General features: G+C 66.6%; 25 protein-coding genes. 12 read left to right on the top strand and 13 right to left on the bottom strand.

What is annotated here, in order from left to right; all coding sequences use genetic code 11:
* The first annotated feature begins 26 nt into the window (after window positions 1-26).
* The 4 genes from ACWDPV_RS09225 to ACWDPV_RS09210 all read left to right on the top strand — a co-directional run bounded on the left by ACWDPV_RS09225 (window position 27) and on the right by ACWDPV_RS09210 (window position 3,736).
* Entirely contained in the window at window positions 27-899 is an 873-nt protein-coding gene (locus tag ACWDPV_RS09225) for an alpha/beta fold hydrolase (protein WP_449742680.1), read from the top strand.
* A 160-nt stretch (window positions 900-1,059) separates the two neighbouring features.
* The gene (locus tag ACWDPV_RS09220) at window positions 1,060-1,860 is read left to right on the top strand and encodes an acetoin reductase (protein ID WP_449742679.1); all 801 of its coding nucleotides are present in this window, start codon (window positions 1,060-1,062) and stop codon (window positions 1,858-1,860) included.
* A 413-nt stretch (window positions 1,861-2,273) separates the two neighbouring features.
* Window positions 2,274-2,975, top strand: a complete 702-nt coding sequence (locus tag ACWDPV_RS09215; protein ID WP_449742678.1) for a slipin family protein — start codon at window positions 2,274-2,276, stop codon at window positions 2,973-2,975.
* A gap of 125 nt (window positions 2,976-3,100) precedes the next feature.
* Entirely contained in the window at window positions 3,101-3,736 is a 636-nt protein-coding gene (locus ACWDPV_RS09210) for a hypothetical protein (RefSeq protein ID WP_449742677.1), read from the top strand.
* A 153-nt stretch (window positions 3,737-3,889) separates the two neighbouring features.
* Here the strand turns inward: ACWDPV_RS09210 and ACWDPV_RS09205 are convergent, their stop codons facing one another.
* Window positions 3,890-6,061: a 3-hydroxyacyl-CoA dehydrogenase NAD-binding domain-containing protein gene (locus tag ACWDPV_RS09205; RefSeq protein ID WP_449742676.1), complete on the bottom strand. Its 2,172-nt coding sequence runs from the start codon at window positions 6,059-6,061 to the stop codon at window positions 3,890-3,892.
* Between the two features lie 105 nt (window positions 6,062-6,166).
* Window positions 6,167-7,378 carry an acetyl-CoA C-acetyltransferase gene (locus ACWDPV_RS09200; RefSeq protein ID WP_449742675.1) on the bottom strand — a complete coding sequence of 404 codons (1,212 nt, stop codon included), beginning with the start codon at window positions 7,376-7,378 and terminating at the stop codon, window positions 6,167-6,169.
* A 129-nt stretch (window positions 7,379-7,507) separates the two neighbouring features.
* Between ACWDPV_RS09200 and ACWDPV_RS09195 the strand changes: the two genes are divergently transcribed.
* Both ACWDPV_RS09195 and ACWDPV_RS09190 read left to right on the top strand, forming a co-directional pair.
* Entirely contained in the window at window positions 7,508-8,680 is a 1,173-nt protein-coding gene (locus ACWDPV_RS09195; RefSeq protein WP_449742674.1) for a TetR/AcrR family transcriptional regulator, read from the top strand.
* A gap of 80 nt (window positions 8,681-8,760) precedes the next feature.
* Entirely contained in the window at window positions 8,761-9,720 is a 960-nt protein-coding gene (locus tag ACWDPV_RS09190) for an adenylate/guanylate cyclase domain-containing protein (RefSeq protein WP_348806488.1), read from the top strand.
* Here the strand turns inward: ACWDPV_RS09190 and ACWDPV_RS09185 are convergent.
* Genes ACWDPV_RS09185 through ACWDPV_RS09170 form a run of 4 tightly spaced genes read right to left on the bottom strand, consistent with a single transcriptional unit; the run spans window position 9,657 to window position 12,830 of the window.
* On the bottom strand, window positions 9,657-10,811 hold the full coding sequence (locus tag ACWDPV_RS09185; protein ID WP_449742673.1) for a sulfate/molybdate ABC transporter ATP-binding protein: 1,155 nt from the start codon (window positions 10,809-10,811) through the stop codon (window positions 9,657-9,659). The genes ACWDPV_RS09190 and ACWDPV_RS09185 overlap by 64 nt on opposite strands.
* Window positions 10,808-11,590, bottom strand: a complete 783-nt coding sequence (locus ACWDPV_RS09180) for an ABC transporter permease (RefSeq protein WP_449742672.1) — start codon at window positions 11,588-11,590, stop codon at window positions 10,808-10,810. Before ACWDPV_RS09180 ends, ACWDPV_RS09185 begins: the two co-directional genes overlap by 4 nt.
* A gap of 17 nt (window positions 11,591-11,607) precedes the next feature.
* Window positions 11,608-12,381 carry a molybdate ABC transporter substrate-binding protein gene (gene modA / locus ACWDPV_RS09175; RefSeq protein WP_449742671.1) on the bottom strand — a complete coding sequence of 258 codons (774 nt, stop codon included), beginning with the start codon at window positions 12,379-12,381 and terminating at the stop codon, window positions 11,608-11,610.
* 32 nt (window positions 12,382-12,413) lie between these two features.
* The gene (locus ACWDPV_RS09170; protein ID WP_449742670.1) at window positions 12,414-12,830 is read right to left on the bottom strand and encodes a TOBE domain-containing protein; all 417 of its coding nucleotides are present in this window, start codon (window positions 12,828-12,830) and stop codon (window positions 12,414-12,416) included.
* A 182-nt stretch (window positions 12,831-13,012) separates the two neighbouring features.
* On the opposite strand from ACWDPV_RS09170, the gene ACWDPV_RS09165 reads away from it, so the two are divergent.
* The 3 genes from ACWDPV_RS09165 to ACWDPV_RS09155 are packed head-to-tail and all read left to right on the top strand — an operon-like array spanning window position 13,013 to window position 15,623.
* Entirely contained in the window at window positions 13,013-14,011 is a 999-nt protein-coding gene (locus ACWDPV_RS09165; protein WP_348806493.1) for an ATP-binding cassette domain-containing protein, read from the top strand.
* Complete coding sequence (locus ACWDPV_RS09160) at window positions 14,008-14,871, top strand: ABC transporter permease (protein WP_348806494.1); 864 nt, start codon at window positions 14,008-14,010, stop codon at window positions 14,869-14,871. The genes ACWDPV_RS09165 and ACWDPV_RS09160 overlap by 4 nt, the downstream gene beginning before the upstream one ends.
* A gap of 8 nt (window positions 14,872-14,879) precedes the next feature.
* Entirely contained in the window at window positions 14,880-15,623 is a 744-nt protein-coding gene (locus ACWDPV_RS09155) for a hypothetical protein (RefSeq protein WP_449742669.1), read from the top strand.
* A gap of 71 nt (window positions 15,624-15,694) precedes the next feature.
* Here ACWDPV_RS09155 and ACWDPV_RS09150 read toward each other — a convergent pair whose 3' ends face one another.
* Together ACWDPV_RS09150 and ACWDPV_RS09145 are read right to left on the bottom strand one after the other, a co-directional pair.
* Entirely contained in the window at window positions 15,695-16,240 is a 546-nt protein-coding gene (locus ACWDPV_RS09150; RefSeq protein WP_449742668.1) for a hypothetical protein, read from the bottom strand.
* 36 nt (window positions 16,241-16,276) lie between these two features.
* Window positions 16,277-17,569 carry an ROK family protein gene (locus tag ACWDPV_RS09145; protein ID WP_348806497.1) on the bottom strand — a complete coding sequence of 431 codons (1,293 nt, stop codon included), beginning with the start codon at window positions 17,567-17,569 and terminating at the stop codon, window positions 16,277-16,279.
* Window positions 17,570-18,051: 482 nt separating this feature from the next.
* Here ACWDPV_RS09145 and ACWDPV_RS09140 point away from each other — a divergent pair, with 482 nt between their 5' ends.
* Window positions 18,052-19,128: a sigma-70 family RNA polymerase sigma factor gene (locus ACWDPV_RS09140; protein WP_449742667.1), complete on the top strand. Its 1,077-nt coding sequence runs from the start codon at window positions 18,052-18,054 to the stop codon at window positions 19,126-19,128.
* A 24-nt stretch (window positions 19,129-19,152) separates the two neighbouring features.
* Here ACWDPV_RS09140 and ACWDPV_RS09135 read toward each other — a convergent pair whose 3' ends face one another.
* Window positions 19,153-19,560 carry a VOC family protein gene (locus ACWDPV_RS09135; RefSeq protein WP_449742666.1) on the bottom strand — a complete coding sequence of 136 codons (408 nt, stop codon included), beginning with the start codon at window positions 19,558-19,560 and terminating at the stop codon, window positions 19,153-19,155.
* A gap of 83 nt (window positions 19,561-19,643) precedes the next feature.
* On the opposite strand from ACWDPV_RS09135, the gene ACWDPV_RS09130 reads away from it, so the two are divergent.
* On the top strand, window positions 19,644-20,375 hold the full coding sequence (locus ACWDPV_RS09130) for a histidine phosphatase family protein (protein WP_449742665.1): 732 nt from the start codon (window positions 19,644-19,646) through the stop codon (window positions 20,373-20,375).
* Between the two features lie 21 nt (window positions 20,376-20,396).
* On the opposite strand, the gene ACWDPV_RS09125 is transcribed toward ACWDPV_RS09130, so the two are convergent.
* From ACWDPV_RS09125 to ACWDPV_RS09110, 4 genes are all read right to left on the bottom strand, one after another.
* Window positions 20,397-21,425, bottom strand: coding sequence for a phosphotransferase family protein (locus tag ACWDPV_RS09125; protein ID WP_449742664.1), 1,029 nt, complete (start codon window positions 21,423-21,425; stop codon window positions 20,397-20,399).
* On the bottom strand, window positions 21,422-22,639 hold the full coding sequence (locus tag ACWDPV_RS09120) for an acyl-CoA dehydrogenase family protein (RefSeq protein ID WP_348806502.1): 1,218 nt from the start codon (window positions 22,637-22,639) through the stop codon (window positions 21,422-21,424). Before ACWDPV_RS09120 ends, ACWDPV_RS09125 begins: the two co-directional genes overlap by 4 nt.
* A gap of 139 nt (window positions 22,640-22,778) precedes the next feature.
* Window positions 22,779-23,417 (bottom strand): TetR/AcrR family transcriptional regulator, encoded by a 639-nt coding sequence (locus ACWDPV_RS09115; protein ID WP_449742663.1) that lies wholly within the window; start codon window positions 23,415-23,417, stop codon window positions 22,779-22,781.
* The gene (locus ACWDPV_RS09110; RefSeq protein ID WP_449742662.1) at window positions 23,414-24,136 is read right to left on the bottom strand and encodes a TetR/AcrR family transcriptional regulator; all 723 of its coding nucleotides are present in this window, start codon (window positions 24,134-24,136) and stop codon (window positions 23,414-23,416) included. The genes ACWDPV_RS09115 and ACWDPV_RS09110 overlap by 4 nt, the downstream gene beginning before the upstream one ends.
* Before the next feature lie 117 nt (window positions 24,137-24,253).
* Between ACWDPV_RS09110 and ACWDPV_RS09105 the strand changes: the two genes are divergently transcribed.
* Window positions 24,254-25,186: an oxygenase MpaB family protein gene (locus tag ACWDPV_RS09105; protein WP_449742661.1), complete on the top strand. Its 933-nt coding sequence runs from the start codon at window positions 24,254-24,256 to the stop codon at window positions 25,184-25,186.
* Window positions 25,187-25,203: the final 17 nt, after the last annotated feature.

The raw sequence follows: 25,203 nt of genomic DNA, 5'->3' as shown, positions 1-25,203 counted from the left end.
ATTAGAACAGGTTCTAATCTGATGGGGTGGATGTCACCTTCGATGCGACCCGACGAGAACTCGCCACCGAGCAGGGCGTGCTGCGCTATCACTTCACCGCACCCGGTGGTGACGACGACACCACCTCGCCACCGCTGATCCTGCTGCACGGTTCCGGCCCCGGGGTCACCGGCTGGCGCAATTACCGCGGCAACCTGGGCTTCTTCGCGCAGACGCACCGCTGCTACGTCGTCGAATTCCCCGGTTTTGGGGTCAGCGATCCGGTCGAGGGTCATCCGGTCCTGACTGCCGGCTCGTCGGTGATCCGCTTCATGGACGCCCTCGGCATCGAGCGGGCACCGATGATCGGCAACTCCATGGGCGGTGTCGTCGGCGTCAATCTCGCGATCAAGAAACCCGACCGTGTCGAGAAGCTCGTGACCATCGGCGGCGTCGGACCCAACGTCTTCAGCCCCAGCCCGAGCGAGGGTCTGCGTCTGCTGCAGGAGTTCACCGATGATCCCGACCGCGACAAGCTGATCCGCTGGCTGAACTCGATGGTCTTCGACCGTTCGCTGGTGACCGAGGAACTGATCGAGGAGAGGTGGGAGGCCGCGATCAACCCGGACGCGCAGAAGACCGCCCAGATGATGTATGGCTCAGCGGCTTTCGAGATGCAACAGCAGTTCATGGCCGCCTCCGACACCCCGCCGTACTGGTCGATGATGCACAAGATCTCCTGCCCCACCCTGCTCACCTGGGGCCGCGACGACCGCGTCAGCCCACCGGACATGGCGATGATCCCGATGCGGCTCATCCCCGACGCACAGCTGCACATCTTCCCGCGGTGCGGACACTGGGTGATGATCGAGGCCAAGGCGGCCTTCGAGTCGACGGTGGCGGCGTTCTTGGCGGGGTGATCTGGCGCGGCGGGCGGCGTTCCGGCATGTCACGATCCCGCTCGATCCAGCCCGGCCGCAACGTCCTGCAACCCTGTCGCCCGATGTGACCCACGCCATACTCTGCGGTCGTACCCACCCGCCTGGGCACATCCCCTGGGCACATCCAAGGAGTTCATTCATGAGCAACGACAGCACGATTCGCCCTCTCGACGGAAAGGTCGCCCTGATCACCGGAGCCGGCCGCGGGATCGGCCGAGGGATCGCCCTACGCCTGGCCCGCGACGGCGCAGACGTCTGTCTCGTCGACCTCGGTGCCGACGGCATCGCTTCGGTCGCCGCGGAGGTCGGCGAGATCGGTTCCAAAGCAACCACGTTCGTCGCCGACGTCAGTAAGCGCGACGAGGTGTTCGCTGCTGTGGAGCACGCGTCCTCGGCGTTGAGCGGTCTCGACATCATGGTGAACAACGCAGGCATCGCGTTGGTGGCACCAATCGCCGAGTCGACCGAAGACCAGGTCACCACACTGTGGAATGTCAACGTCAACGGGGTGCTGTGGGGAATCCAGGCGGCCGCCGCCAAGTTCCTCGAACTCGACCGTCCCGGCAAGATCATCAACGCCTCCTCTATCGCCGGCCACGACGGCTTCCCGATGCTCGGCGTATACAGCGCAAGCAAATTCGCGGTCCGGGCACTGACACAGGCGGCCGCCCGGGAACTCGCCGACAAGCAGATCACCGTCAACGCCTACTGCCCCGGCGTCGTCGGCACCGACATGTGGGTGGAGATCGATCAACGTTTCGCCGACCTGACCGGCGCCGAGGTGGGCGCGACCTACGACAAGTTCGTCTCCGGTATCGCACTCGGCCGCGCCGAAACCCCGGATGACGTCGCGGGTTTCGTCTCGTATCTCGCCGGGCCGGATTCCGACTACATGACCGGCCAGGCCGGCCTGATCGACGGCGGTCTGGTGTTCCGCTGAACGCCGGGATCACCTCCCGCTCAACCAATTGCTTCCCGCGCACTCATATGAGTACGCGGGAAGCAAACGAGTGCGCGGGAAATTCGATTGTGCAAACCGCTCCACCCTGGCAGAGTCTGTCCTCGCACGAGGAAGCAGCCGGTCGCGGGGTACCGCCGATCATGTTCTGCGCGTTGTATTCTCGTGCATCCATTTCAGGTATGGCTGCTGCTAACGGCTGAGGTTCGACTCCTCGACACGGCACCGCCCCCGGGATCACGGGTGGCGTCGGTCCTGCGGTCATGCGTGCGTTCGCCGTGCGTGCGACCCCACCGGCGCGCCCGCCCGCGGGCGGTGTCAGCGGAGCCATCGACGAAGTGGGACAACCGAACACACCACAGACATGTGCGCCCACGACCGGAAGGAGGTTCGCCATGTCCCTGATTCCCAAGCTCGAGAAGATCGTCGTCCCCGTCGGCAACTGTGCCCTCGAATACCGCAACGGGCAACTGACGCGGCCCCTCTCGCCCGGCACGCACCTGCGGCGTCGTCACGCGACCTACAGCTGGGTCGATCTGCGTGAACAGGTGATCGCGGTGGCGACACAGGAGATCCTGACCGCCGACACCGTCTCGGTGCGCATCACGATGGCGTTGCGCGTCAACGTCGTCGACGCGGTGGCCTTCGTCGAGCGCAGTCGCGATCCGTGGTCGGCGATCTATCTCGCGGCCCAGGTCGCATTGCGTGAGGTGTGCGCGTCGATCACCGTCGAGGACCTCCTGCGTCGCGGTGGCGTCGTCGACGTCGAGGCCATCCTCGGTGCGACGCGGGCGATCGCCGACGGCGTCGGCGTGGCCGTGCACGAGGTGTTCGTCAAGGACATCATCGCACCTGCTGAGATCCGCTCGGCTGCAACTGAGTTGGTTGTGGCGAAGGCGCGCGGTCTGGCGAAGCTGGAGACCGCCCGCGCCGAGACCGCGGCACTGCGCTCGCTGGCGAACGCCGGCCGACTGCTCGACGCCCACCCGGCGTTGGCGCAGCTTCGTCTGGTGCAGGAGGCGCCGTACGGCACGAAGGTGGTGCTGTCGGTGGGTGATTCCGCCGCGGCGTCCACCGAGCCGGCTGCCGAGGACTGACGAAACCGGGGGAAGAGTGGTTCTTCCCCCGGCCTTCGGTTCCTCCTACAGAAGCTGCTGGGGAGCGAAAGGGAAAGTGGGGGAGGAACATTCCTCCCCCATTTTCAGCAGGTAGCCTCGACGGGGTGAGTTACGACCACTGCATCCTGCCGGCCGAGTACTGCGCCGATGGAGGAACCGCCCAACAGCACATGTCCGAGCAGTTCGGCAAACAACCTCAGCCGGAGGCCGAGGCCATCGCCGAGCGGATCAGCGCGCGGGATCCCGAGCTCGATGAGGACGGATTCCTTTCGGCATCACCGCTCGACGCGGAGGGTGATTGCGTCTACGTCCCATCGCCGTTCCCCCGGATCCAACAGGCTCGTGACGTCGTGATCGAGGAGTCTCTACGGGACGGTTACGGCGTCTACGACCCCCAGTACGGGTTCGTGCTCGGTCCGCGCGAGATGGTCGACGGCGCGATGATCTCGTCGACGCACGGAACATTTCCGGCAGTCTGGTGGTCAACCGCAGAGAAGTTCGTCAACGATCTGAAGGTCGACAGCTTCCTCGTCGTCGAGACCGGTCCCGAGATCTACGTTCAGACAAAACGACTCGACGAGGACATGTTCGACGTCGAGTACCGCGACGGTTCCGCGGACCGACATTTCGCAACCCAGGTGACGTCGGCGGACGACGTCGTGCAGATCATGCGCGACTGGCGTGACGGGGATCGAGAAGCGTTGCAGCGCCGCGCATGGGACAAGCTGGAGCTCGGCTGACACCACGGCACCCGCCGAGACCGACGAAAAGTGGGGGAAGAACACTCTTCCCCCGGTTTCTGTTTCGCTCCCCAGAAACTCCTGTAGAGCGAAAAGAAAAGTGGGGGAGGAACATTCCTCCCCCACTTTCAGTAGGTCAGCAACTCAGCAGACTCAGTACTTCTCGCCCTTGGCGGCCTTCTCGACGAGCGAGGCCGGCGGCTCGAACTGCGGGCCGTACTTCGAGGCCAGATCCTTCGAGCGGTCGACGAAGCCCTGCAGGCCACCCTCGTACTGGTTGATGTACTGGATGACACCACCGGTCCAGGCCGGGAAGCCGATACCGAAGATCGAACCGATGTTGGCGTCGGGCACGGAGGTGAGCACACCCTCGTCGAAGCACTTCACGGTTTCGAGGGCCTCGGCGAAGAGCATGCGCTCCTTCATGTCCTCGAGCGGGATCTTCTTGCTGCCCGACTTGAACTGCTCACGCAGACCCGGCCACAGCTCGGTGCGCTTGCCGTCGGCGTCGTAATCGTAGAAGCCGGAGCCCTCCTTCTTGCCCGGACGGCCCGAGTCCACCAGAAAGTCGATGACGTCGAAGGAACCGTGGTGCGGGAACTCCGAGCCCTCGGCGGCGGCGGCATCCTGGCCCGACTTGCGAATCTTCTGCATCAGCACGAGATTCAGCTCGTCGGACAGCTGCAGCGGCGCGGCCGGGTAACCGGCCTGGGTGCCCGCGTGCTCGATGAACGCCGGCTCGATACCCTCACCGACGGCCGCGATGGCCTCGTTGATGAAGGTGCCGATGACACGGCTGGTGAAGAAGCCACGGCTGTCGTTGACGACGATCGGGGTCTTGCGGATCTGCAACGTGTAGTCGATCACCTTGGCCAGCACCTCATCGGAGGTCTTCTCACCACGGATGATCTCGACCAGCGGCATCTTGTCGACCGGCGAGAAGAAGTGGATTCCGATGAAATCTTCCTGCCGCTTCACACCCTGAGCCAGGATCGTGATCGGCAGCGTCGAGGTATTGGAACCGAGGATCGCATTCGGCTCGACGATGTCCTCGATCTCCTGGAACACCTTGTTCTTGACCTCAACCGACTCGAACGCGGCCTCGATCACCAGGTCGACACCCTTGAAGTCGGCGGCGTCGACGGTCGGATGAATCCGGCCCAGCAGCGCGTCGCTCTTCTCCTTGGTGGTCTTGCCACGCGAGAGAGCCTTCTCCTCGAGCTTCTCCGAGTAACCCTTGCCTCGCTTGGCGGCGTCGAGGTCGATGTCCTTGAGGACGACCTCCATGCCGGCCTTGGCCGAGACGTAGGCGATGGCCGCACCCATCATGCCGGCGCCGATGACGCCGACCTTCTTGGCGGTGTACTTCGGGATGCCCTCGGGACGCGAGCCACCGTTGTTGATGTGCTGCAGATCAAAGAAGAACGCCTTGATCATGTTCTGCGCGACCTGACCGGTCACCAGATCCACGAAGTAGCGGGTCTCGATGATGTCGGCGGTGTCGACGTCGACGTAGGCGCCCTCGACCGCGGCCGCGAGGATGTTGCGCGGTGCCGGCATGTTGGCGCCCTTGATCTGCTTACGCAGCAACGACGGCAGGGCCGGCAGGTTCGCGGCGAACTTCGGGTTCTTCGGGTCACCACCGGGGATCTTGTAGCCCTTGACATCCCACGGCTGCACGGCCTCGGGGTTGGCCTTGATCCACACCTTGGCGGCGGGCACGAGCTCGTCGACCGATGCGACGACCTCGTCGACGAGGCCGATCTCCTTGGCCTTGGTCGGGTTCAGGCGCGGGCCCTGCAGCAGCACACCCATCAGGGCGTTCTGGATACCGAGCAGACGGACGGTACGGACTACGCCGCCACCGCCGGGGAGCAGGCCGAGGGTGACCTCGGGCAGACCGAGGACGTTGCCCTTGACGTCGGCCGCGATGCGGTGGTGGGTGTGCAGCGCCAGTTCCAGGCCGCCACCGAGGGCGGCACCGTTGATGGCCGCCACGACTGGGCGACCCAGCGTCTCGAGGCGACGCAGCACCTTCTTCATCCCGTTGGTGCGCTCGGTGATCGCGGTGGCGATCTCCTCACGGGTCTGGGTGCGCTCGGCCGTCATGTCCTTGAGGTCGCCGCCGGCGAAGAAGGTCTTCTTCGCCGAGGTGATGACGACACCGGTGATGTCGTCGCGCTCCGCCTCGAGGCGGTCGACGATGGCCGCGACCGATTCCATGAACAGATCGTTCATGGTGTTGGCGCCCTGGTTGGGGTCGTCCATGGTGAGGACGACGATTCCGTCGCCGTCCTTCTCCCAGTTGAACATGTTGTCACTCATTGTTTTTCGAATGTCTTTCTGTAAGGAGGTTCGGTCCCTGAGGTGCGCCCTTCGATACGCTCGCAGGCTCGCTACTTCAGGACCTGCGGAGCGATCTTCGAAGGGTCAGACGCGCTCGATGACGGTGGCGATGCCCATGCCGCCGCCGATGCACAGGGTCACCAGGCCGTAGCGGCCGCCGGTGCGCTCGAGCTCGTCGAGGCAGGTACCGAGGATCATCGCGCCGGTCGCGCCGAGCGGGTGGCCCATCGCGATGGCGCCGCCGTTGACGTTGACCTTCTCGTGCGGAACCTTGAGGTCCTTCATCCACTTCATGACGACCGACGCGAACGCCTCATTCAGCTCGAAGACGTCGATGTCGTCGACGGTCAGGCCGGCACGCTTGAGGGCCAGTTCGGTGGCCGGGGTCGGGCCGGTGAGCATGATCGACGGCTCGGAACCGACCTGCGCGAACGACACGAAGCGGGCGCGCGGGGTCAGGCCGTTGCGCTTGCCCGCCTCCTCGCTACCGATCAGGACCGCAGCGGCACCGTCGACGATGCCGGAGCTGTTACCACCGGTGTGCACGTGGTTGACGCGCTCGACCTCGGGGTAGCGCTGCAGGATGACGTCGTCGAAGCCGGCCATCTCGGCCAGCCCGGCGAACGCCGGCTTGAGCTTGCCGAGCTGTTCGGCGGAGGTGCCGGGGCGGCGGTGCTCGTCGTGGTCGAGCACGATGACGCCGTTCATGTCCCGGACCGGAACCACGGACTTGGCGAAGAATCCACTGGTCCAAGCCTTTTCGGCGCGGGCCTGCGACTCGGCGGCGTAGGTGTCGACGTCCTCGCGGGAGAATCCCTCCATGGTGGCGATCAGGTCGGCGCCGATGCCCTGCGGGACGATGTAGTTCTCGTAGGCGGTCATCGGGTCGGTGAACAGTGCGCCGCCGTCGGAGCCCATCGGCACGCGCGACATCGACTCGACACCACCGGCGATCACCAGGTCGTCGAAGCCGGAGGCGACCTTCGCCGCGGCCAGGTTGGTGGCCTCCAGGCCCGACGCGCAGAAGCGGTCGATCTGGGTGCCGGGGACGTTTTCGGGCAGGCCGCTGTTGAGGGCTGCGGTGCGGGCGATCACGCCGCCCTGCTCGCCGACCGGCGAGACGACACCCAGGATGACGTCGTTGACCTGCGAGGCATCGAGGCTGCCGTGACGCGACAGGACCTCATTGATGATGCCGCTGGCCAAGTCGACCGGCTTGACACTGTGCAGCGCTCCACCGCGCTGCTTACCACGGGGCGTACGCAGCGCCTCGTAGATGAATGCTTGATCGGCCACGAGTGTGTTCCTTTCACATGAACCATCAGACGGTTACCCAGACAGGCTAACGCGGAATAACTTGTTTGACCATACCCCGAGTTCAAGACTTGATCTGATCCGGGGAACGTGCGCTATGGTCGATTCACCATGTCACCCTCCAGATCACCCCGACGCGCCCGCCCGGCCGATCGTAAGCAGCAGCTGGTCGACCACGCGGCGACGCTGTTCACCGAGCGCGGCTACGCCCAGGTCTCGCTGGCCGACATCGCGCGCGCGGCCGGGGTGACCGCGCCGAGCGTGTACCGGCACTTCGCCGACAAACACGCGCTGCTTGCGGCCGCGGTGATGGGCGGGGTCGACGAACTCGAATCCTGCACCGACCGCGTCCTGGCCGACGACACCGCGACCCTCGACGATCTGATCTCAACGGTCTGCGCCCTCGGCGTGCGCAATCCCGCCTCGACATCGCTGTGGCGTTCGGCGAGCCAGCATCTCGACGACGACGAGAACCGTGAGGTGGTGCTGCGCATCCGCGGCGTGGTGCACCGATGGGCCGGTGTCCTCGCCACCACCACCGCGATACCCGACCGCGACGCCGTCGAGGTGTGCTGGGCGACGCTGTCGATCGTGGGCAGCCTCGGTGTGCACAGAACCCGGCTGTCCACCACCCGCGCCCTGGCGAGCATCGAATCCCTTGTGCACCAACTGATCACCCTGCGTCCGGATACCGCACCGCCGCTGGCGCCGACACCCTCGATGGGCATCGGCGAGCGAACCCGACGCGACGAGATCCTCGACGCCGCGGCCGATCTGTTCGCCCGGCGGGGTTACACCGGAGTCGGCGTCGACGACATCGGCGCGGCCGTGGGGATCACCGGCCCGAGCGTGTACCGGCATTTCAGCTCCAAACTCGCCATCCTGCTCGGCATAGGTCAGCGCAGCGCCACCCGGCTGGAGGCCGGTGCCATGGCGGCGTACGGCACCACCTCCGACCCGGCCAAAATACTTGCACTGCTGGTGGATTCGTACGTCGGCGTGATCACCTCCAGCCCGGATCTGTCGGTCGCGTTCAACACCGCCGCCGTCCTCGCCGGCCAATCGAGCGCCAACGACCTCCTCGATGTGCAACGCCGCTACGTCGCGCGCTGGGTGGAACTGATGACCCAAACCCATCCCGACATCCCCCGCGAACAGGCCACGGTCGCCGTGCATGCCGCGTTGTCGATCGTCAACGACGCCGTACGCGTCCGCCGCGGCACGTCGCGGCCCGAATTCCCGGGCCGGATGGCGTATCTGATGAAGGGCGTGTTGGGGATCTGAGGCTCGGCGCGAGTCCCGCATGCCGTCCCCGTGGGCTTGCTAAACTCACCCGCGACCACGACGACGGGAGACCGCCCACGATGAGTACCGCGGACGACGAGCCCCGCTACTCCCGCGACGAGCTGATCGACTACCTCGGCGTCTCCCCCGAGTACGCACAAAAACTGTGGAACGCTTTCGGTTTCGCTCATCGTCACACCGACGACAAGATCTTCACCGAGAACGAGGCCGCGGCGCTACGGCTGTTCGCGAGCTCCGAGGAGACCCTGCCCGAGGGCGCCCAGATCGCCACCGCGCGGGCGATCGGCCAGACGATGGCACGCCTGACCGATTGGCAGGCCGATCAACTCCTCGAACTCGACCGCAACCCCGATGTCCCGTGGTCGCAGGAGCAGATGATCACGGCGATGGACGCGATCCAGCGCCTCATCTGGCGACGCCATCTGAAGCTCGCGCTCGAGGCCGACATCGCACGCGAGTCCGACGAGGAACTCGACCTCGTCGTCGGCTTCGTCGACATCGTCGGCTACACCAGCCTGTCCCGCCGCATCGGGATGAGTGAGCTCGAGAAGCTCCTCGAGACCTTCGAGTCCCGAGTGTTCGACATCGTCACCGATCGTGACGGTCACGTCATCAAGACCCTCGGGGACGCGGTGATGTTCAGCTTCTCCGGCGGCGTCGACGCCGCCGACGCCGCGCTGGAGATCCAGAAGCTCAGCGACCACGACCCCATTCCCCCGTTGCGGGTCGGGTTGGCCAAGGGGGCCGTCCTGACCCGTCTCGGCGATCTGTTCGGCGAGCCGGTGAACATCGCTGCGCGGCTGTGCGGTTCGGCCCGCCCCGGTACCGTGCTGGTCGACGAGGCACTCGCCGGGCACCTCGTCGACGCCGAGCCGTTCTATCTGAAATCGATGTCGTCGCTGTCGGTCCGCGGATACCGTCGCCTCAAGGCATATGTGTTGGAGGCCAACAAGTATTACTCACCGGACGGTTCCGCGAAGCCCGGCCCGGTCGCCGGTGACGCACCCACCGCGCCGTAGACCCGCACCTCGGTCGCCTTCACCGTCAGGTACACCGGCACGCTGGGCCCGAGGCCCAGTTCGGCAACCGACTCCCAGGTGACCTCCGCGGCGATGACGTGCCCGTCGCACCGTGCACGGACCACCGCCCGATCACCGCGCGGTGCGACCTCGTCGATCTCCGCGCGCCAGGTGTTGCGCGGACTCCCGTGTGGTTCGTGCGGATACAGCGCCACCGCGCGGGGGGAGAACGCGGCGGCCGCGGGAGAACCGGCGTCGAGGTCATCGATCGCGGTGCCGACCACCCGCAAACCCTCTGCGCCGACGACGGTGGCCGGCTCGGTGAACCGTCCGGTCACCAGGTTGACGCCGGACAGGGTTGCGGCGAAATGTGTTTCGGGATGAGCGAGGACCGTCGTCGTCGGCCCGGATTGCACGATCGCGCCGTGATCGATGACCGCCAGCCGATCGGCCAGACCGACGGCATCGACGAGATCATGGGTGACCAGCAGCGTCGCTCCCGCCCGTTCGGCGATCAGCCCCCGCATGAGTGATCGCATCTGTTGGGCCACATCCACATCCAATGCAGCGAACGGCTCGTCGAGGAGGAGCACATCGGGTTCGGTGGCCAGTGCTCGCGCGATCGCGACGCGTTGTGCCTGCCCTCCGGACAATCCGGCGGGCATGCGGTCGGCAAGGTCGGCGACGCCGACCGCTGTCATCCACCGCCATGCCCGCTCCCGCACCGCGGGTTTCGGTAATCCCCGTGCTGCCGGGCCGAATTCGACGTTGCGACGCACCGACAGGTGCGGGAACAGCCGGGCTTTCTGCTCCAGCAGCACCACGTTACGACGGTGCGGCGCGACAAACACACCGTCGCCCTGCAGGATTCGATCGCCGAAGTACACCGTGGAGCCGGGGGTGCGACGCAATCCGGCCAGCACCGACAGCAACGTCGACTTCCCGGCGCCATTCGGCCCGAGGATACCGAGCGTGGTTCCGGGAGCCACCTCGATGTCGGCGGTCAGATGCGGGATATCGCAGCGCACTCGGGCCCGAAGAACCGGCCCGGTACCATCGGGATCATCTGAGCTGAAATCCTTCTCGCTCAAGCGAATCGCCCCGATCCGCGTCGCAGGTGAACCCCGATCACCACCAGCAGTGCCACCACCATCAACACCAGCGCCAGCGGCAGCGCCTCGAGCGGGTCGTTGATCGAGTCGAGGTAGATCTTCAACGGCGCGGTCTGCGTGGTTCCCGGCAGGTTGCCCGCGAAGGTGATGGTGGCCCCGAACTCGCCGAGGGCACGGGCGAAGGCGAGCACACCGCCGGCGATCAGCGCCGGCACCACCAAGGGCAACGTCACCCGCCACAGGGTTCTCGTCGGCGAGGCCCCCAGCGTGGCGGCGACCTTCTCGAAATCGTCGCCGGCACTGCGTAATGCGCCCTCCACACTGATCACCAGGAAGGGCAGCGAGACGAAGGTCTGGGCGATGACGACGGCGGGTGTGGTGAAGGCGATGGTGATCCCGGCCCGGTCGAGGTACTGCCCGACGAGTCCGTATCGGCCCAGCGCATAGAGCAGCGCGATACCACCGACGACCGGCGGTAACACCAACGGCAGCAACACCAGGGCGCGGACGATGCGCACCACCATCGAGTCATATCGGGCGAACACGATGGCCATCGGCACCCCGAGGCAGACACAGATGATCGTGCTGATCACCGCGGCGACGACGCCGAGCCGCAGCGCCGCAAGCGAATCCGGCGAGGTGACCGACTCCCAGAAGATTCCCCATGGCATCCGCACGATGATCGCGATCGGTCCGATGAGGATCAACCCGACACCGATGAGGGCGGGAATGTGGATCCAGACGGGAACGCGACGCACGAACGACCGGGGCCGACTCAGGCCGGCGAAGCGAAGCCGGCGTCGGTGAGGATCTTCTGCCCGGTGTCTCCGAGTACCAACTGGACGAACTCCTCGGCCAACTGCTGATGGGTGCTCGCCTTCAGTGTGGCGATCGGATAGTTGTTGACCACGTTGGTGAATGCGGGATCGCCGACCGCGGTGACCTTGGCGCCGGCGGCCTTGGCGTCGGTGACGTACACCAACCCGGCGTCGGCCTCACCGGAGGTCACCTTGGTCAGAACCGCGGTGACCGACGACTCCTCGCTGACCGGCGTGATGTCGACGCCGGTGTCGCGTTCCACCTGGGCGGTCGCCGCACCGCAGGGCACCTCGACCGCGCACACCACCGTCTTGATCGCCGGATTGGTCAGGCTCGCAAAGTTTTCCACGTGTGTGGGGTTCCCGGGCGCGGTGACGATCACCAGGGTGTTGCGGGCGAAGACCTGCGGTGAGTTCACCTTGCCGCCGAGCTTGGTCATCGTGGCCTCGTCCGCGGTGGCGATCACGTCGACATCGGCGCCCTGATTGATCTGGTTGACCAAGGCCGACGACCCGGCAAAGTTGAGTTTCACGTCGACATCGGGATGCTGCTGCTCGTAGGCCTTCTCGATCTCGGTGAAGGTCTGTTTGAGGGATGCCGCCGCATACACATTCAGCGAGGTCGTCGAACTGCTGTCGTCATTCGACGAGCATCCGGCGGCCGCGATGGTGACCGCGGCAATCGCGACCAGTACACCGATGACTCGACGCGTTTCTCCGAACCTGGACATGCACTCTCCTGTCATGATTGCCGACCGCCTCCTCAGAGGTCGGCCGCGTTGCGTTCGACGATGACCGTGGTGGCCTTGACGACGGCGGTCGCCACCACCCCGGGCTCGAGTCCGAGTTCGCGGGCGGCCTCGGCACTCATCAGCGAGGTCACCGAGAACGGACCGCATTGCATGCCGACCTTGGCCATCACGCCGTCCATCTCGACATCGGTGACCAGACCGGTGAATCGGTTGCGGGCCGATCGCAGCACCGGCGAGTCGTCGGCGGCCGTCCGCGCGCGCTCCACGGCGAGTTCGGCGAGGCGTGCGCCGTCGACCGTCGTCACCGAACCGTCGGCGGAGGACTTGTCGGTGGTCGTCGGTAACCTTCCGGCCGCAATCCATCGACGCACGGTGTCATCACTTACCCCGAGCAATGCGGCGGCGTCACGGATCCGAATGGAGGACATGCGCTCACCCTATCCGCAACTGAGAGATAAGTGGGGCTCACGGCACGCAGATGCGGCTAGATCACGATTCGCGCCGTCACCGATGAGTTCGGGCACCGGCCCGAGTCGGTCTCTGCGGATTGCACGACAACCGAAAAATTCACTGGCCAAACCACCCCTACCGTCGATTAGCGTGGAGACTCATGAGCGCACACCCCACACCTTCCGCCTCGCCCGCGATCGAGGCGATCGATCTCGTCAAGACGTTCGGTGATTTCACGGCCGTCGACGGGGTGTCATTCTCGGTGCCCACCGGCACGGTCCTGGGCCTGCTCGGCCCCAACGGCGCCGGCAAGACCACCATCGTCCGGATGATGACGACGCTGTCGCTGCCCACCAGCGGCACCGCCCGGATCGCCGGGTACGACGTCGTCGACTCGCCAGAAGCGGTGCGGCGCAACATGGGCCTCACCGGGCAGGCCGCCACGGTCGACGAGATCCTCACCGGCCGTGAGAACCTCAAGATGATCGGTGGTCTGTACGGCATCGGTCGGCGTGACCTGACGCGGCGCAGTGAGCGACTCCTCGAGCAGTTCTCACTCACCGAGGCCGGCGACAAGCAGGTGCGGTCGTATTCCGGCGGTATGCGCCGCCGCCTCGACCTCGCCGTCTCACTGCTGGCAGCACCCCCGGTGCTGTTCCTCGACGAACCCACCACCGGGCTCGATCCCCGCAGTCGCAACGAGCTGTGGGATGTGTTGCGCGAGTTGGTCGATGCGGGCACCACCCTGTTGTTGACCACGCAGTACCTGGAGGAGGCCGACCAGCTCGCCGACGACATCGTCGTCATCGACCGCGGTTCGGTGATCGCGCACGGCACGCCGATGCAGCTCAAGGAGCAGGCCGGCGCCGCCAGCGTCGTCATCACCCTGTCCGACGAGGACGCCCTCCCGCAGGCCCGAGAGTTGCTGGCCCGCACCGGCAACGAGGTGTTCGTCGACGCCGGCGCACGCACCGTCACCACCGCCGCGTCGGGGCTGTCGGATCTGACCCGCATCGCCGGCTGGTTCGACGAGTCGCAGATCGCCGTCGACGACCTCGGCCTGGTCCGCCCCAGCCTCGACGACGTCTTCCTGACCCTGACCGGCCACCGTGCCGAAGACACCGCCGACGACGCGTCGGAAACCGAAGGAGCAGCATGACCACCACCGCCTCCACCTCGTCCACCGCGCCGTCGGCCACCGTCGACCGACCGGCCGTGCACCAGACCAATCTCGCACAGCAGTCATGGATCATGGTGCGCCGCAATCTGATCCACACTCGACGCATGCCGGAGATGCTGTCGGACGTGACGATCCAGCCGATCATGTTCGTGGTGCTGTTCGCCTACGTCTTCGGCCCGGCGATCAGCCTCGGAGTACCGGGCGTCAGCTACAAGGAGTATCTGCTGCCCGGCATCATGGGGCAGACCATCGTATTCACCGCGTTCATCGTCGCCACCGGCATCACCGCCGACCTCGAGAAGGGCATCGTCGACCGCTTCCGGTCGCTCCCCATCCGACGGTCGTCGGTGCTCGTCGGGCGCAGCGTCGCCAGCCTCATCCACTCGTCCATCGGCATTGTGGTGATGGCGATAACCGGTTTGATCATCGGGTGGCGCATCACCACATCGGTCGGTGAGGGCATTCTCGGATTCGCCCTGGTGCTGCTGTTCGGGTTCGGCATGATCTGGTTCGGCATCCTCATCGGGTCGTGGCTGCGCAGCGTCGAGGCCGTCAACGGTTTCATGTTCTCGGTGCTGTTCCCGCTGACCTTCGTCTCCAACGCCTTCGTGCCGACGCAGAACATGCAACCGTGGCTGCGCGCGATCGCCGAGTGGAACCCGATGTCGGCCATGGTCCAGGGCATGCGCGTGCTGTGGGGCAACGGACCCGACGCCCCCGCCGACGCCGCCTGGCCACTTCGCCACCCGGAGCTCGCCACCCTCATCTGGGCGGTGATCCTCACCGCCGTCTTCGCCCCGTTCGCACTGCGCAACTACGCCAAGCGCACCGCGGACTGAGGCCACAGGTGCTGGCGCTGCCCGAGTACGTGTCCGACGTGTCGCCCAGCGGCCTGTACGGCATCCACCGGGGACGGCCGGTCCCGGTGACCTGGGTTCGTGGGACGTTGTACCTGGTGGCGTGGGCCGATTCGCCGATGCCCGAGGGTTTCGACCCGATCGACGGGGTCGACCCGGCGACGGTCATGCCGAGGGGTCAGGCGATCGGGCGACGGGAGGTGTCCGAGGACGAAGTGTCCTCGCTGGTTCAGATCACCACCGTGTGCCAGTGGAAGAACACGAGCTGGAGCATCATCGGCATCAGCGACACCCGGTGTCACCTGCAGCGCGGCAATTCCTCCGGTGACACCGTGGACATGGCATGCCGGCCGGGTCCCGGCCGAGGAGCCTGGTATCACCGCTGGCCGGGGGTCGAGGCGATGAGCGAGGACCTGGCATTCACCACCATCGACCATGCCGAAGCGGCTGCGGTGCGGGTCAAGCGCCGCCCATGGCGCAGCTCGGGCCTCGCGACGGAGACGTTCTTCGTGCGGTCGCCTGCCAGGTCGCCGTACCTCGACCACGGCAGCGCCCTCGACATGGCTCGGCATGACGCCGGCGTCGACACCGTCGAACGCATGCGGGATGGCTGGTGCTCGGTCGACGGCTCGGGTGTGGTGGTGTTCGCGGTCGCCGACACAGCAACGGTGTTGACGCCGGGCCGGTCTCGTGCGGAGACCGAGGCCCACGCGACCACCGTCTGCGTTCCGTAGGTGCCGTGACGTCCCGTGCGCTGAGCTCACATTCGCTCAGGTCCCATTCGCTCAGGTCCCATTCGCTCAGGTCACAGCAGATGCAGTAGCCCGAGAGCGGCGATGCTCAATGCGTCGCGCAGTTGGCCGGTGTCGAGTGCGCGGGCAATGTCATCGGCGGTCAGCCAGACGTACGCCCGAGACGACCGTGCACGGGTGTGCGGATCGACCTCGGTGACCTCATCGGCCAGAAAGATCCGGCAACGCATCTCGGTCAGGTGCGGCAGAGCTTCCAGGTAGACCGTGTGCACCGGCCGCGTGGACGTGAGTCCGAGTGCCGTCATCCAGCAGGTGTTGTCGACGGCACGCGTCCGATCGGTCACCGTCGGCGTGCCGCCGCTGCCCAGATCGACGACGGTGATCGGCACCGTCAGCCGTGGTCCGGCGCACGGATAGAAGGCTGTGTCGGTGACCATCAGGACGCGCTGATGAAGGTCACGCGCGAGGTTGACCATCGCGTCCGGCGCTTCGACGACGCCATACGCTCGGTCGTTGCCGAACTCGTCGAGAACCGTATCCGCGCGGACGAGCAGATTGTTGGTGGCGTAGACGGGTCTCGAATCGACATGCGACAACATGCGCGTCAGTATCCACGACGCGCGTGCAGCCCAGCCCTACTCCGTCGCCGCCAACGCCGCGAGCGGGTCGCTGTAGATCGCGTCCAGCGCCACCGCACCGGCCGCCTGCTGCTGCACCGTCGCACCCGAATGTGACACCCGCACATCCCGATTCGGGATCACCGAGGTCTTCCGGAGCGCCGCGGCGACGGTCGGCAGGGTGGTCGGATAGTCGGTGAAGGCCTGGCCGCCGAGGATGACGTGATCGGGATTGAAGATGTCGGCGATCAGCGCGACGGTGCGCCCGAGCACCTGCGCACGCTCATCGAGCAGGGCGCGGGCGGTGGCGTCACCGCCACGTGCCAGCGCGAGGATGCCCTCGATGTCCTCGACGGGAAGGTTCAGCGACTGCGCGGCCTCGACGACGCCGGTGTCGCTCACCGTCGGCTCGAGTCGACCGGTGCGGTTCGGGTCGAGCAGAGTCGTGCCCGCGGCCGGGAAGTGACCGATCACCGGCGGACCGCCGGCCGGGGTGTGCACGGTACCGTCGACGCTGAACGCGATGCCGACCATTTCGCGGGCGTAGAAGTAGAGGAAGCTCGACCGCTGGTCGGCGTCGGCCTCGGAGGGATTGACGACGAGTTCGGCCGCCGCCATCGCCTCCACGTGTGAGGCCACCGACACCGGCAGACCCACCGACTCGGCGATGACGCGTCCCACAGGTGCCTGATCCCAGCCCAGTCGCGGATGGTCGACGAAGCCACCCGGCGACACGCGACCACCGATGGCCACGCCCGCCCACAGGATGCGGCGGTTGGTCCAGCGGCCGAGGAACCGTCGGGCGCTGTCGCCGATGGCCGACAGCGTCTGCTCTGGTGATTCGGCGACCGGGGTGGGGATCTGGATCGCGCCCACCACCCGATGCAGCAGATCGTGAGTGGTGATCGAGGTGACCTTGAAACCGATGTGGATACCGAGGGTGAGGTAGGTCGCGACATTGAGTTCGAACGGCAGCCGCGGGCGTCCGATGGCCCCGGCCGGTGCGAGATCGGCGCGTTCGCGCAGCAACCCGGCCTTCAGCAAGGCCCCGACCTGCCGGTTCACCGTCGAGATCGACAGGCCGGTCAGTTCGGCGGCCTCGTCGCGGAACACCGGGCCGGACAGCCGGGCGGTGCGCAGCACCAGAGCGGCGGGCTTGTTGGAGAGTTCGAGTTGCGGAGTCGCTACCTGAATGGCCCGACCCCCTTTACGGTGCGCCCGCTCCGGCGCCGGACCCGGAACCGGCCGCGGCCTCGTGGTGCGGATGGGGGCCGTTGCGGTGCGGGTGCGGTGATCGATCGTTGCGGTCATCAGAGTTGTGTCCTCGTGAATGTGCCACAGGCACCGAACGGCGTCCAACGAACGTTGATCGGCGTGGACCACACCGGAACGCGCGCACTCGGGGCTGTGGGATGGAAGTTGTCGCTGAAGGGTGGAATCAAGCCGGGCGTCGGATTCGCAACCGACGCATCACAGGGCGATTCAGGGCATTCGGCGACAACAACACAGGACACGAGCGAACGGCAGACGACATCCCAGGGCGGTGATCATGTAGGTCACCTCCGGGATACGGGTCTGCTCACTCGAAGCCATGAGAGAGAAGCTAGCAACGGCAGAGGCCACGAGGCAACCCTCACGGGAGTTCGTCACACGACATTTCGGTGGTCTGACCTGCGAACATACGCGTTCACCGGCGACAATAGGCCCGTTCGGCGTACTACACCCCGGTTACACGCACGGCGCGCAAAACTCGTCGGTAGAAGCTGTCGGTGGCACGACGTAGCCTTGATCACATGTCCGGCACCACCGCGACCCCCACGCCCTCGGCCACCTCCGATGCGGAGTTCCTGCAGGCCATTGAACCGTTTCGACGCGAGATCATCGCGCACTGCTACCGCATGATGGGTTCCAATCACGACGCCGAGGACCTCGCGCAGGACACCTTCCTGCGGGCCTGGCGCGCCTACGACAAGTTCGACGGCCGCTCGTCGGTGCGCACCTGGCTGCACAAGATCGCCACCAACACCTGCCTGACGGCCCTGCAGAGCCGGCAGCGCAGGCCACTGCCCTCCGGTCTGGGCGGCGACGCCTACGGCCCAACCGACACCCTCGCCCAGGACCACGAGGTGCCCTGGCTCGAGCCGTACGCGGGCACCGTCAACGAGATCACCCCCGGCGACGACGCCGACCCCGCCTATGTCGTCGGGGCGCGTGAGTCCATCCGGCTGGCCTTCATCGCCGCTCTGCAGCATCTGCCGGAGCGTCAGCGCGCGGTGCTGATCCTGCGCGACGTCCTGCAGTGGAAGGCCGCCGAGGTGGCCGACACGATCGGCGTGAGCACCGCAACCGTCAACAGCCTGCTGCAACGCGCTCGTGAACAGCTGAAAAATGCCCGCCCCGAACAGGATTCACCGGCGCAGCTCGACGACGCCGCGCAACGCGAGTTGCTGGCGAAGTACGTGTCGGCCTTCGAGCGGTACGACGTCGACGCCATCGTCGACATCTTCACCGATTCGTCGATCTGGGAGATGCCGCCGTTCACCGGGTGGTATCTGGGTGCCGAGGCCATCGGCACGCTCATCCGCGGCAACTGTCCGGCGGAGAAGGCCGGGGATCAGATCCTGCTGCCGACGGTCGCGAACGGGCAACCCGCATTCGGTCTCTACATGCGCGAACCCGACGGCATCCACCGCCCCTTCCAACTACAGGTCCTCGAACTCGATCCGGTGTCCGGGAAGGTCGCCCACGTCGTCGCCTTCTTCAGTGACACGATGGTCGAGGACTTCGCCCGGTTCGGCCTTCCGCCGGCACCATATGACGCCCCGCCCGCCGACGGGCCCAGCGCGTATCACCAGGTGGGGCGGGACTGAGAGCCGGCGGACATCGAAACCGCCTCAGCCTGCCGGAATCCGCGACCCGTCCATCCAGACGACCTCCCAGGCATGCCCGTCGAGGTCGCAGAAGCTGCGTGAGTACATGAATCCGAGATCCTCGGGTTCTCGCAGTACGGTGCCGCCACCGGCGAGTGCCCCGTCGACGTAATCGTCGACGTCTCGACGTGTCGGCGCGGAGAACGCGACCACCGTCTCCCGGGCCTGCCCCGGATCGCAGATCGGCGTCGCGGCGTATCCGGCGAAGCGGCCCCGCGCGTGCAGCACCACCATCGTCTGCCGGTTCACCCGCATACATGCGGTGTGCTGATCGCAAAACAGCGCGTCGAAGGAGAAACCCAGCCGGCCGAAGAACGCGCGGGAGCGGGCGACGCCGACGACCGGCAGGTTGACGAACAGCATCGGTTCCACGCGACCTCCTTTCGGCCTCTCACCGGGTACAGACCTGAGGGGCGCCTCAAATTCATCGATGCGGGCCCAATAGGCTTCACCGCATGGGTGTCATCTATCTGGTGCGTCACGGGCAGGCCGATCCGAAGGCGTATGGGGTGGTGGGCGCGGAATCGGCGAGCGCATCCGGTGAGGTCGGCGGATTGACCGAGGTCGGACTGGTGCAGGCCCGACTGACCGGGGCACTGCTGGCCGGACGGACCGCAGCGTTCACCGCCGCCGTCAGCGGCGATCTCCCCCGGCAACGCGACACCCTCGCCGGTGTGACGAGCGCCTTCGACTCGACGCCGGCGCCGGCCGTCGATCCGCGCTGGAACGAGTACGAGATGCCCGCGCTCGTCGGCGAGGCGAGCGCGGCGGAGTACGCCGACGGCCGTGGTTATCAGCAACGCCTCGACGCGTCACTGGCGCATTGGATCGATCAGACGGGACATCCCGACGCGACCTCTGACGGCAGTGGTGGGATCGCCGTCTCCGACGGTAGTGGCGAGACGTACGCGCACTTCCGCGCCCGCGTCGACGCCGCCGGACGCGACGCCGCCGCGCTGGCCGGCAGCGGTCAGACGGTGCTGGTGGTGTCGTCTGCGGGTGTGATCAGCCAGTGGATCGCCGATCTGTGGGGCGTGCCCCCGGAGAAGTGGCCGGCGGTGTCGCGGGCGATGGTCAACGCGTCGGTGACCAAGCTGATCGTCGGCCGACGCGGGGTGTCGGTGGTGTCGTTCAACGAGCACGCGCACCTCGACGACCGCGACGGCGGTGTCGCCACCTTCCGGTAGGGGAACGTCAACGCGCCGGGGTTATCCGAGGTAGCGCAGCCCGTTGGCGATGAACTCGGCGGTGGCCTCCGACGCCTTCTCGGCGCCGGCCTCGGCCGACGCGCCGACGCGGGCGCGATGACTGATCCCCTCGGCGATGACGCCGAGCTTGAGACTGGCGAGTCCAAGGTAGAACTTCCAGTCGCCCAGGTCATTTCCGGTGGCGGTGACGTATCGCTGGGCGATCTCGTCGGCCGAGGGATACCGGGGCGAGGTCCACGCGGCGTCGAAACCGAGGACGACGTCGAACACCGGCTCCCGGTACACGCACATCAACGCCACGTCGGTGATGGGGTCGCCGAGGGTTGACATCTCCCAGTCCACCACGGCGGCAACCTTTCCCGGATCATTCGGATCGAGGATCGTGTTGTCGACGCGGTAGTCGCCGTGCACGATGGTGGCCCGCGCATCGTCGGGCACCCGCTCGGACAGCAGGGTCACCAGCTTCTCGACGTCGGACAGTTCCCGGGTCTTGACGATCCCCCACTGACGCGACCACAGTTTCACCTGTCGCGCGGCAAAGCCTGCGGGACGGCCGAATTCGCCGAGTCCGACCGCCGCGTAGTCGACGGCATGCAGCCGCGCCAGCGTCGTGACCAGGCCGTCGAGGTTGCGGGCGACGTCGTCGTCGGAGAGTTGGTCGAGTTCATCGGCGGTCCGGATCACCGATCCGTCGATGAACTCCACGATGGTGCACGGCGCTCCGAGGACGTCGCCGTCGGCGTCGAAGGCCACGGTGGGCGCCACCGGCACGTCGGTCTGCCCCAACGCCCGGGTCACCGTCCACTCGCGAGCCATGTCGTGCGCCGACGGCGTCAGTCCCCCGGTGGGTGGACGGCGCGCGATCCACCGCGTCACCCCGTCGGTCACCGAGAACGTCAGATTGGACTTGCCACCGCTGATCAGATCGATGCTGAGGTCGCCGGCGACATCGACACCGTTGTCCTCCAGGAACTTCCGGAGAACATTCGCGTCGAGAACCTGCCGCGGATCCACCGACGTCGCGCTCATCGCTTCGCCTCGGCGGCGGCAGCGGCCTTGCGGGCGCGGCCGATCGCCCGCCGCGCGATGGCCCAGCGGTGCACCTCGGAGGGACCGTCGTAGATCCGGAACGGGCGCAGTTCGCGCTGCAGGCGCGCGAGCGGCAGGTCATCGGAGACGCCCATCCCGCCACACATCTGGATGCTGCGATCGGCAATACGGGTGAATGCCTCGGCGGCAAAGGTTTTGGCGATCGATGTCTCGTTGGACGCATGCTTGCCCAGATCGAGTTCGGCGCACGCCTTCACCAGCAGGGCACGTGCGGCGGCCAGGTCGATCTCGTTGTCGGCCACCATCTGCTGGATCATGCCGAGATCACCGAGGGTGCCACCGAAACCCTCACGGCGGGAGACGTAGTCGACGGCGACGTCGTGACAGCGCACCGCCGAACCCATCCACCGCATCACGTGCGTCATCCGGGCGGGGCCGAGACGCACCTGCGCATACCGGTAGCCCTCGTCGACCTCACCGAGGACGTCGTCATCGGGGACGAAGACGTCGGTGAAGGTGACCTCGCAGTGCCCCCCCACCATCGACCGGTCGGTGGTGTGGATGTGTCGCCCGACCACGATGCCCTCGCGATCGGCCGGGGCCAGGAACATGGTGGCGCCGCCCCGATCACCGGGCGAACCCGCGGTGCGGGCCATGATGATGAAGAAGCCCGCGCCGTCGGCGCCGGTGATGAATCGCTTCTCGCCGTTGATCTTCCAGCCACCGTCGACCTTGACGGCCGCGGTCCGCAGGGCATTGGGATCACTGCCGGCACCGGGTGACGGCTCTGTCATCGCGAACGCCGACCGCACGTCACCGGTGGCGAGCGGCGCGAGATACCGATGCCGCTGCTCCTCGCTCGCGATGTGGGCGAGCATGTGCACATTGCCCTCGTCCGGCGCGCCGATGTGCAGGGCCACCGGGCCGAAGGTCGAGTAACCGGCGGACTCGAAGACCGGTGCGCGGTCGGACATGTCGAGTCCGAGTCCACCGAACTCCACCGGCGCGTGCGGTGCGAAGACGCCGGCCTCCTTGGCCTTGGCGTTCATCTCCCGGCGTACGTCGTCACCACCGGCCGCCTCGATGTCGCCGCCGAACTTCTCCTCGATCGGCAGCACCTCCTCGCGGATGAACTGCGACGTCTTCTCGACGAGGTCGACGACGTCGGGGCCGTAGCTCAGGTCGATGGGCATGGGGTCTCCTCACTGGAGCCCGGCCGACCACCGCGCTGGACTCGCGCTCGCCGACCGAGCGTTCGCTCCGTCGAGCAGACACACTGCCATCCCGGCCCACGGCGGTCAAGTACCTCGTCGACGACCGTCGACGAGAGCGTCAGCCCCGACCGTAACCGACGATGTCGCGCGCGATCTTCAGATTGCGCTTGATCAGCTCGTCGGCGTCGAGTTCCCCGTCGAGTTTGAACCAGGTGGACACCCCGACGCACATGGTCGCCACCGCGCGACTGGCGTCCTTGGGGTACTCGGTCGCGAAGTCGCCGGCGGCCACCCCGGCGAAGACGATCTCGTCGACCATCCGCTGCTGACGATCCCGGTGCCCGATGTAGGTCGACTTGTAGGAATCGTCGAGGCTGCGGATCTCGGTGGAACCGACAAACGCCTGCTCCCGGCGATACATGTGGAACCGCAACAGCGATTCGACCACCGCGTCGAACTGATCGACGGGTTCGTCACCGGCCTCGACGATGGCCTGCGCCGAGCGCGCGAGCAGATCGGTCATGGTGCGTTCGAGCAACCCCTGCAACAGGGACTGCTTGGACGGGTAGTGATGGTAGAGCCCGGGCACCGACAGGTTGGCGCGCGCGGCGATCTCCCGGACGGACGTGCCGTGATAGCCGTGCTCGGCGAATGCCGCCAACGCCGCGGCCAGCGGAACCGGCAGTTCGGGCTCGCCGAAATCACGCCATGACGCCGTCGTTCGCGCGGCTCCGCCGGCCTCGACTCCGTCAGTCATGAGTCCAACATATCCTCACCGGGCTCAGTGGCCACACTCCTGGTGACCACCTGCACCAGCGACATCATCAGGCCGACACTGAGCTCGACCACCTCATCCCGATCCAGTGGGATCTCGCCGTCGAGCCACGTCGACAGCAGTCGGCCCAGGCCACCGACCTGAAACTGGGCCGCGGCGATGGCCCGCGGGCCCGCCTCGGCGTCGAGCGCGTCGCTGGCCGCATGCAGGGTCAGCATGGCGAACAGCGAACTCGACTCGCTGCGTTTGGCCGCCAGCACCGGCGACAACAGCGACGGCGAGAACAGCAGAGATCCCTTGCGTCGGTCGTCGTCGATCACGTCGACGATGGCCCCGACGGCCCCGGACACCTTGTCGTCGATGCCGATGCCCGCGGCGAAGGCGGTCAGCGCCGAATCCGAGATCTCCTCGATCACCTGGTCGAATGTCGCCTCGACCAGCGCGTCGGCGGATTCGAAACTCTCGTAGAAGTATCGCGGATTGAGGCCCGAGGCCCGGCAGACGCCGCGCACGGTCACCGCCCCCTCGGTGTCGAGGAGCCCCAGAGCGGAATCGATCAGGGCCTCCCGCCGACGCGACACCCGCTCGTCGCCGTCGACGCCCCCGTAGGACCGCAGGACCGAGGACCGCTCGCCCTGGGTGGTTCCACGAGGATCGGGCGCCGGCCGGTCGCCAACAGACGGGTCATTCACGCGTCCCATCTTGACACCTCCGGCATCGGCAAGGTTCAATCATGGCAATCAGGAAACATTCGTTTCCAGATAATCCGACGGCCTGAGGGGTGCCGACGGATCGATCGCACAACCGGAGGTCGGGACATGACAGTGCAGAACTCTGCCGCCGCGCGACAGGAATCGCCGGACGATTCGCTGAGCGCCAACCTGGCGGCCGAACAACCCGACACCGAGTTCCTGCCCCACGTGGCACGGATGTCGCGCGCCGAGCTCGACGCCCTGCCCGCCTCGAACATGGAGATGCTGGGCATCGCGACGCTGGCCGGACCGGCGAACGTCATCATGCAACTCGCGCTGCCCGCGGTCGGTTACGGCGTCTACGAGAGCCGCGTCGATTCCGGAAATCTCTTCAAACACCCGGTCAAGCGCACCCGGACCACGCTGAGCTATCTCGCCGTCGCCGCGAGTGGCGACACGAAGATCCGCAAGGCCTACCGTCGCGCGGTCGGCCGTGCGCACGCCAAGGTCCGGTCCACCCCGGAGAGCCCGGTCGAGTACAACGCGTTCGACCCGAATCTGCAGCTGTGGGTGGCGGCCTGCCTGTACAAGGGGTGGGAGGACGTCCAGCGCATCTTCGGCGATCCCGCGGTCATCACCGAGGAGGCCTACCAGGCCGGTGCCGTCATGGGCACGACCCTGCAGATGCCCCGCGAGATGTGGCCGGCCTCCCGCGCCGACTTCGACGTCTACTGGAACGGGATGATCGACTCGCTCGAGATCGACCCGGTGATCCGCGAACACCTGATGCGGATCGCCCGGATGGGCTTCGCCGGTTCGACGATGTCGCGGCTGTTCGGATGGCATTCGGAGATCTTCGCCATCGGCTTCCTCGACGAGGGATTCCGCCGGGCGATGGGTGTCGAGTTCAAGCCGTGGCAACAGCGTTTCTTCGACGTTCACAACACGGTCGCCCGGGCGATGATCGCGCACTTCCCGAAGTGGTTGCGCGCCTTCCCGTTCAATCTGCTACTCACCGACGTCAAGTGGCGCATCCGCACCAAGCGGCCGCTGGTCTGAGCATCACGCAAGCCACC

It is taken from the genome of Gordonia sp. NPDC003504 (genome assembly GCF_053587995.1).
This window is presented reverse-complemented; position numbering and strand designations above follow the sequence as displayed.

Excerpts from the sequence above, each read along its gene's own strand:
- ACWDPV_RS09220 (WP_449742679.1), top strand. The coding sequence starts at position 1,060 with ATGAGCAACGACAGCACGATTCGCCCTCTCGACGGAAAGGTCGCCCTG.
- ACWDPV_RS09215 (WP_449742678.1), top strand. The coding sequence starts at position 2,274 with ATGTCCCTGATTCCCAAGCTCGAGAAGATCGTCGTCCCCGTCGGCAAC.
- ACWDPV_RS09205 (WP_449742676.1), bottom strand. The coding sequence starts at position 6,061 with ATGAGTGACAACATGTTCAACTGGGAGAAGGACGGCGACGGAATCGTC.
- ACWDPV_RS09195 (WP_449742674.1), top strand. The coding sequence starts at position 7,508 with ATGTCACCCTCCAGATCACCCCGACGCGCCCGCCCGGCCGATCGTAAG.
- ACWDPV_RS09190 (WP_348806488.1), top strand. The coding sequence starts at position 8,761 with ATGAGTACCGCGGACGACGAGCCCCGCTACTCCCGCGACGAGCTGATC.
- modA (WP_449742671.1), bottom strand. The coding sequence starts at position 12,381 with ATGTCCAGGTTCGGAGAAACGCGTCGAGTCATCGGTGTACTGGTCGCG.
- ACWDPV_RS09170 (WP_449742670.1), bottom strand. The coding sequence starts at position 12,830 with ATGTCCTCCATTCGGATCCGTGACGCCGCCGCATTGCTCGGGGTAAGT.
- ACWDPV_RS09165 (WP_348806493.1), top strand. The coding sequence starts at position 13,013 with ATGAGCGCACACCCCACACCTTCCGCCTCGCCCGCGATCGAGGCGATC.
- ACWDPV_RS09160 (WP_348806494.1), top strand. The coding sequence starts at position 14,008 with ATGACCACCACCGCCTCCACCTCGTCCACCGCGCCGTCGGCCACCGTC.
- ACWDPV_RS09150 (WP_449742668.1), bottom strand. The coding sequence starts at position 16,240 with ATGTTGTCGCATGTCGATTCGAGACCCGTCTACGCCACCAACAATCTG.
- ACWDPV_RS09145 (WP_348806497.1), bottom strand. The coding sequence starts at position 17,569 with ATGACCGCAACGATCGATCACCGCACCCGCACCGCAACGGCCCCCATC.
- ACWDPV_RS09140 (WP_449742667.1), top strand. The coding sequence starts at position 18,052 with ATGTCCGGCACCACCGCGACCCCCACGCCCTCGGCCACCTCCGATGCG.
- ACWDPV_RS09130 (WP_449742665.1), top strand. The coding sequence starts at position 19,644 with ATGGGTGTCATCTATCTGGTGCGTCACGGGCAGGCCGATCCGAAGGCG.
- ACWDPV_RS09125 (WP_449742664.1), bottom strand. The coding sequence starts at position 21,425 with ATGAGCGCGACGTCGGTGGATCCGCGGCAGGTTCTCGACGCGAATGTT.
- ACWDPV_RS09120 (WP_348806502.1), bottom strand. The coding sequence starts at position 22,639 with ATGCCCATCGACCTGAGCTACGGCCCCGACGTCGTCGACCTCGTCGAG.
- ACWDPV_RS09115 (WP_449742663.1), bottom strand. The coding sequence starts at position 23,417 with ATGACTGACGGAGTCGAGGCCGGCGGAGCCGCGCGAACGACGGCGTCA.
- ACWDPV_RS09110 (WP_449742662.1), bottom strand. The coding sequence starts at position 24,136 with ATGGGACGCGTGAATGACCCGTCTGTTGGCGACCGGCCGGCGCCCGAT.
- ACWDPV_RS09105 (WP_449742661.1), top strand. The coding sequence starts at position 24,254 with ATGACAGTGCAGAACTCTGCCGCCGCGCGACAGGAATCGCCGGACGAT.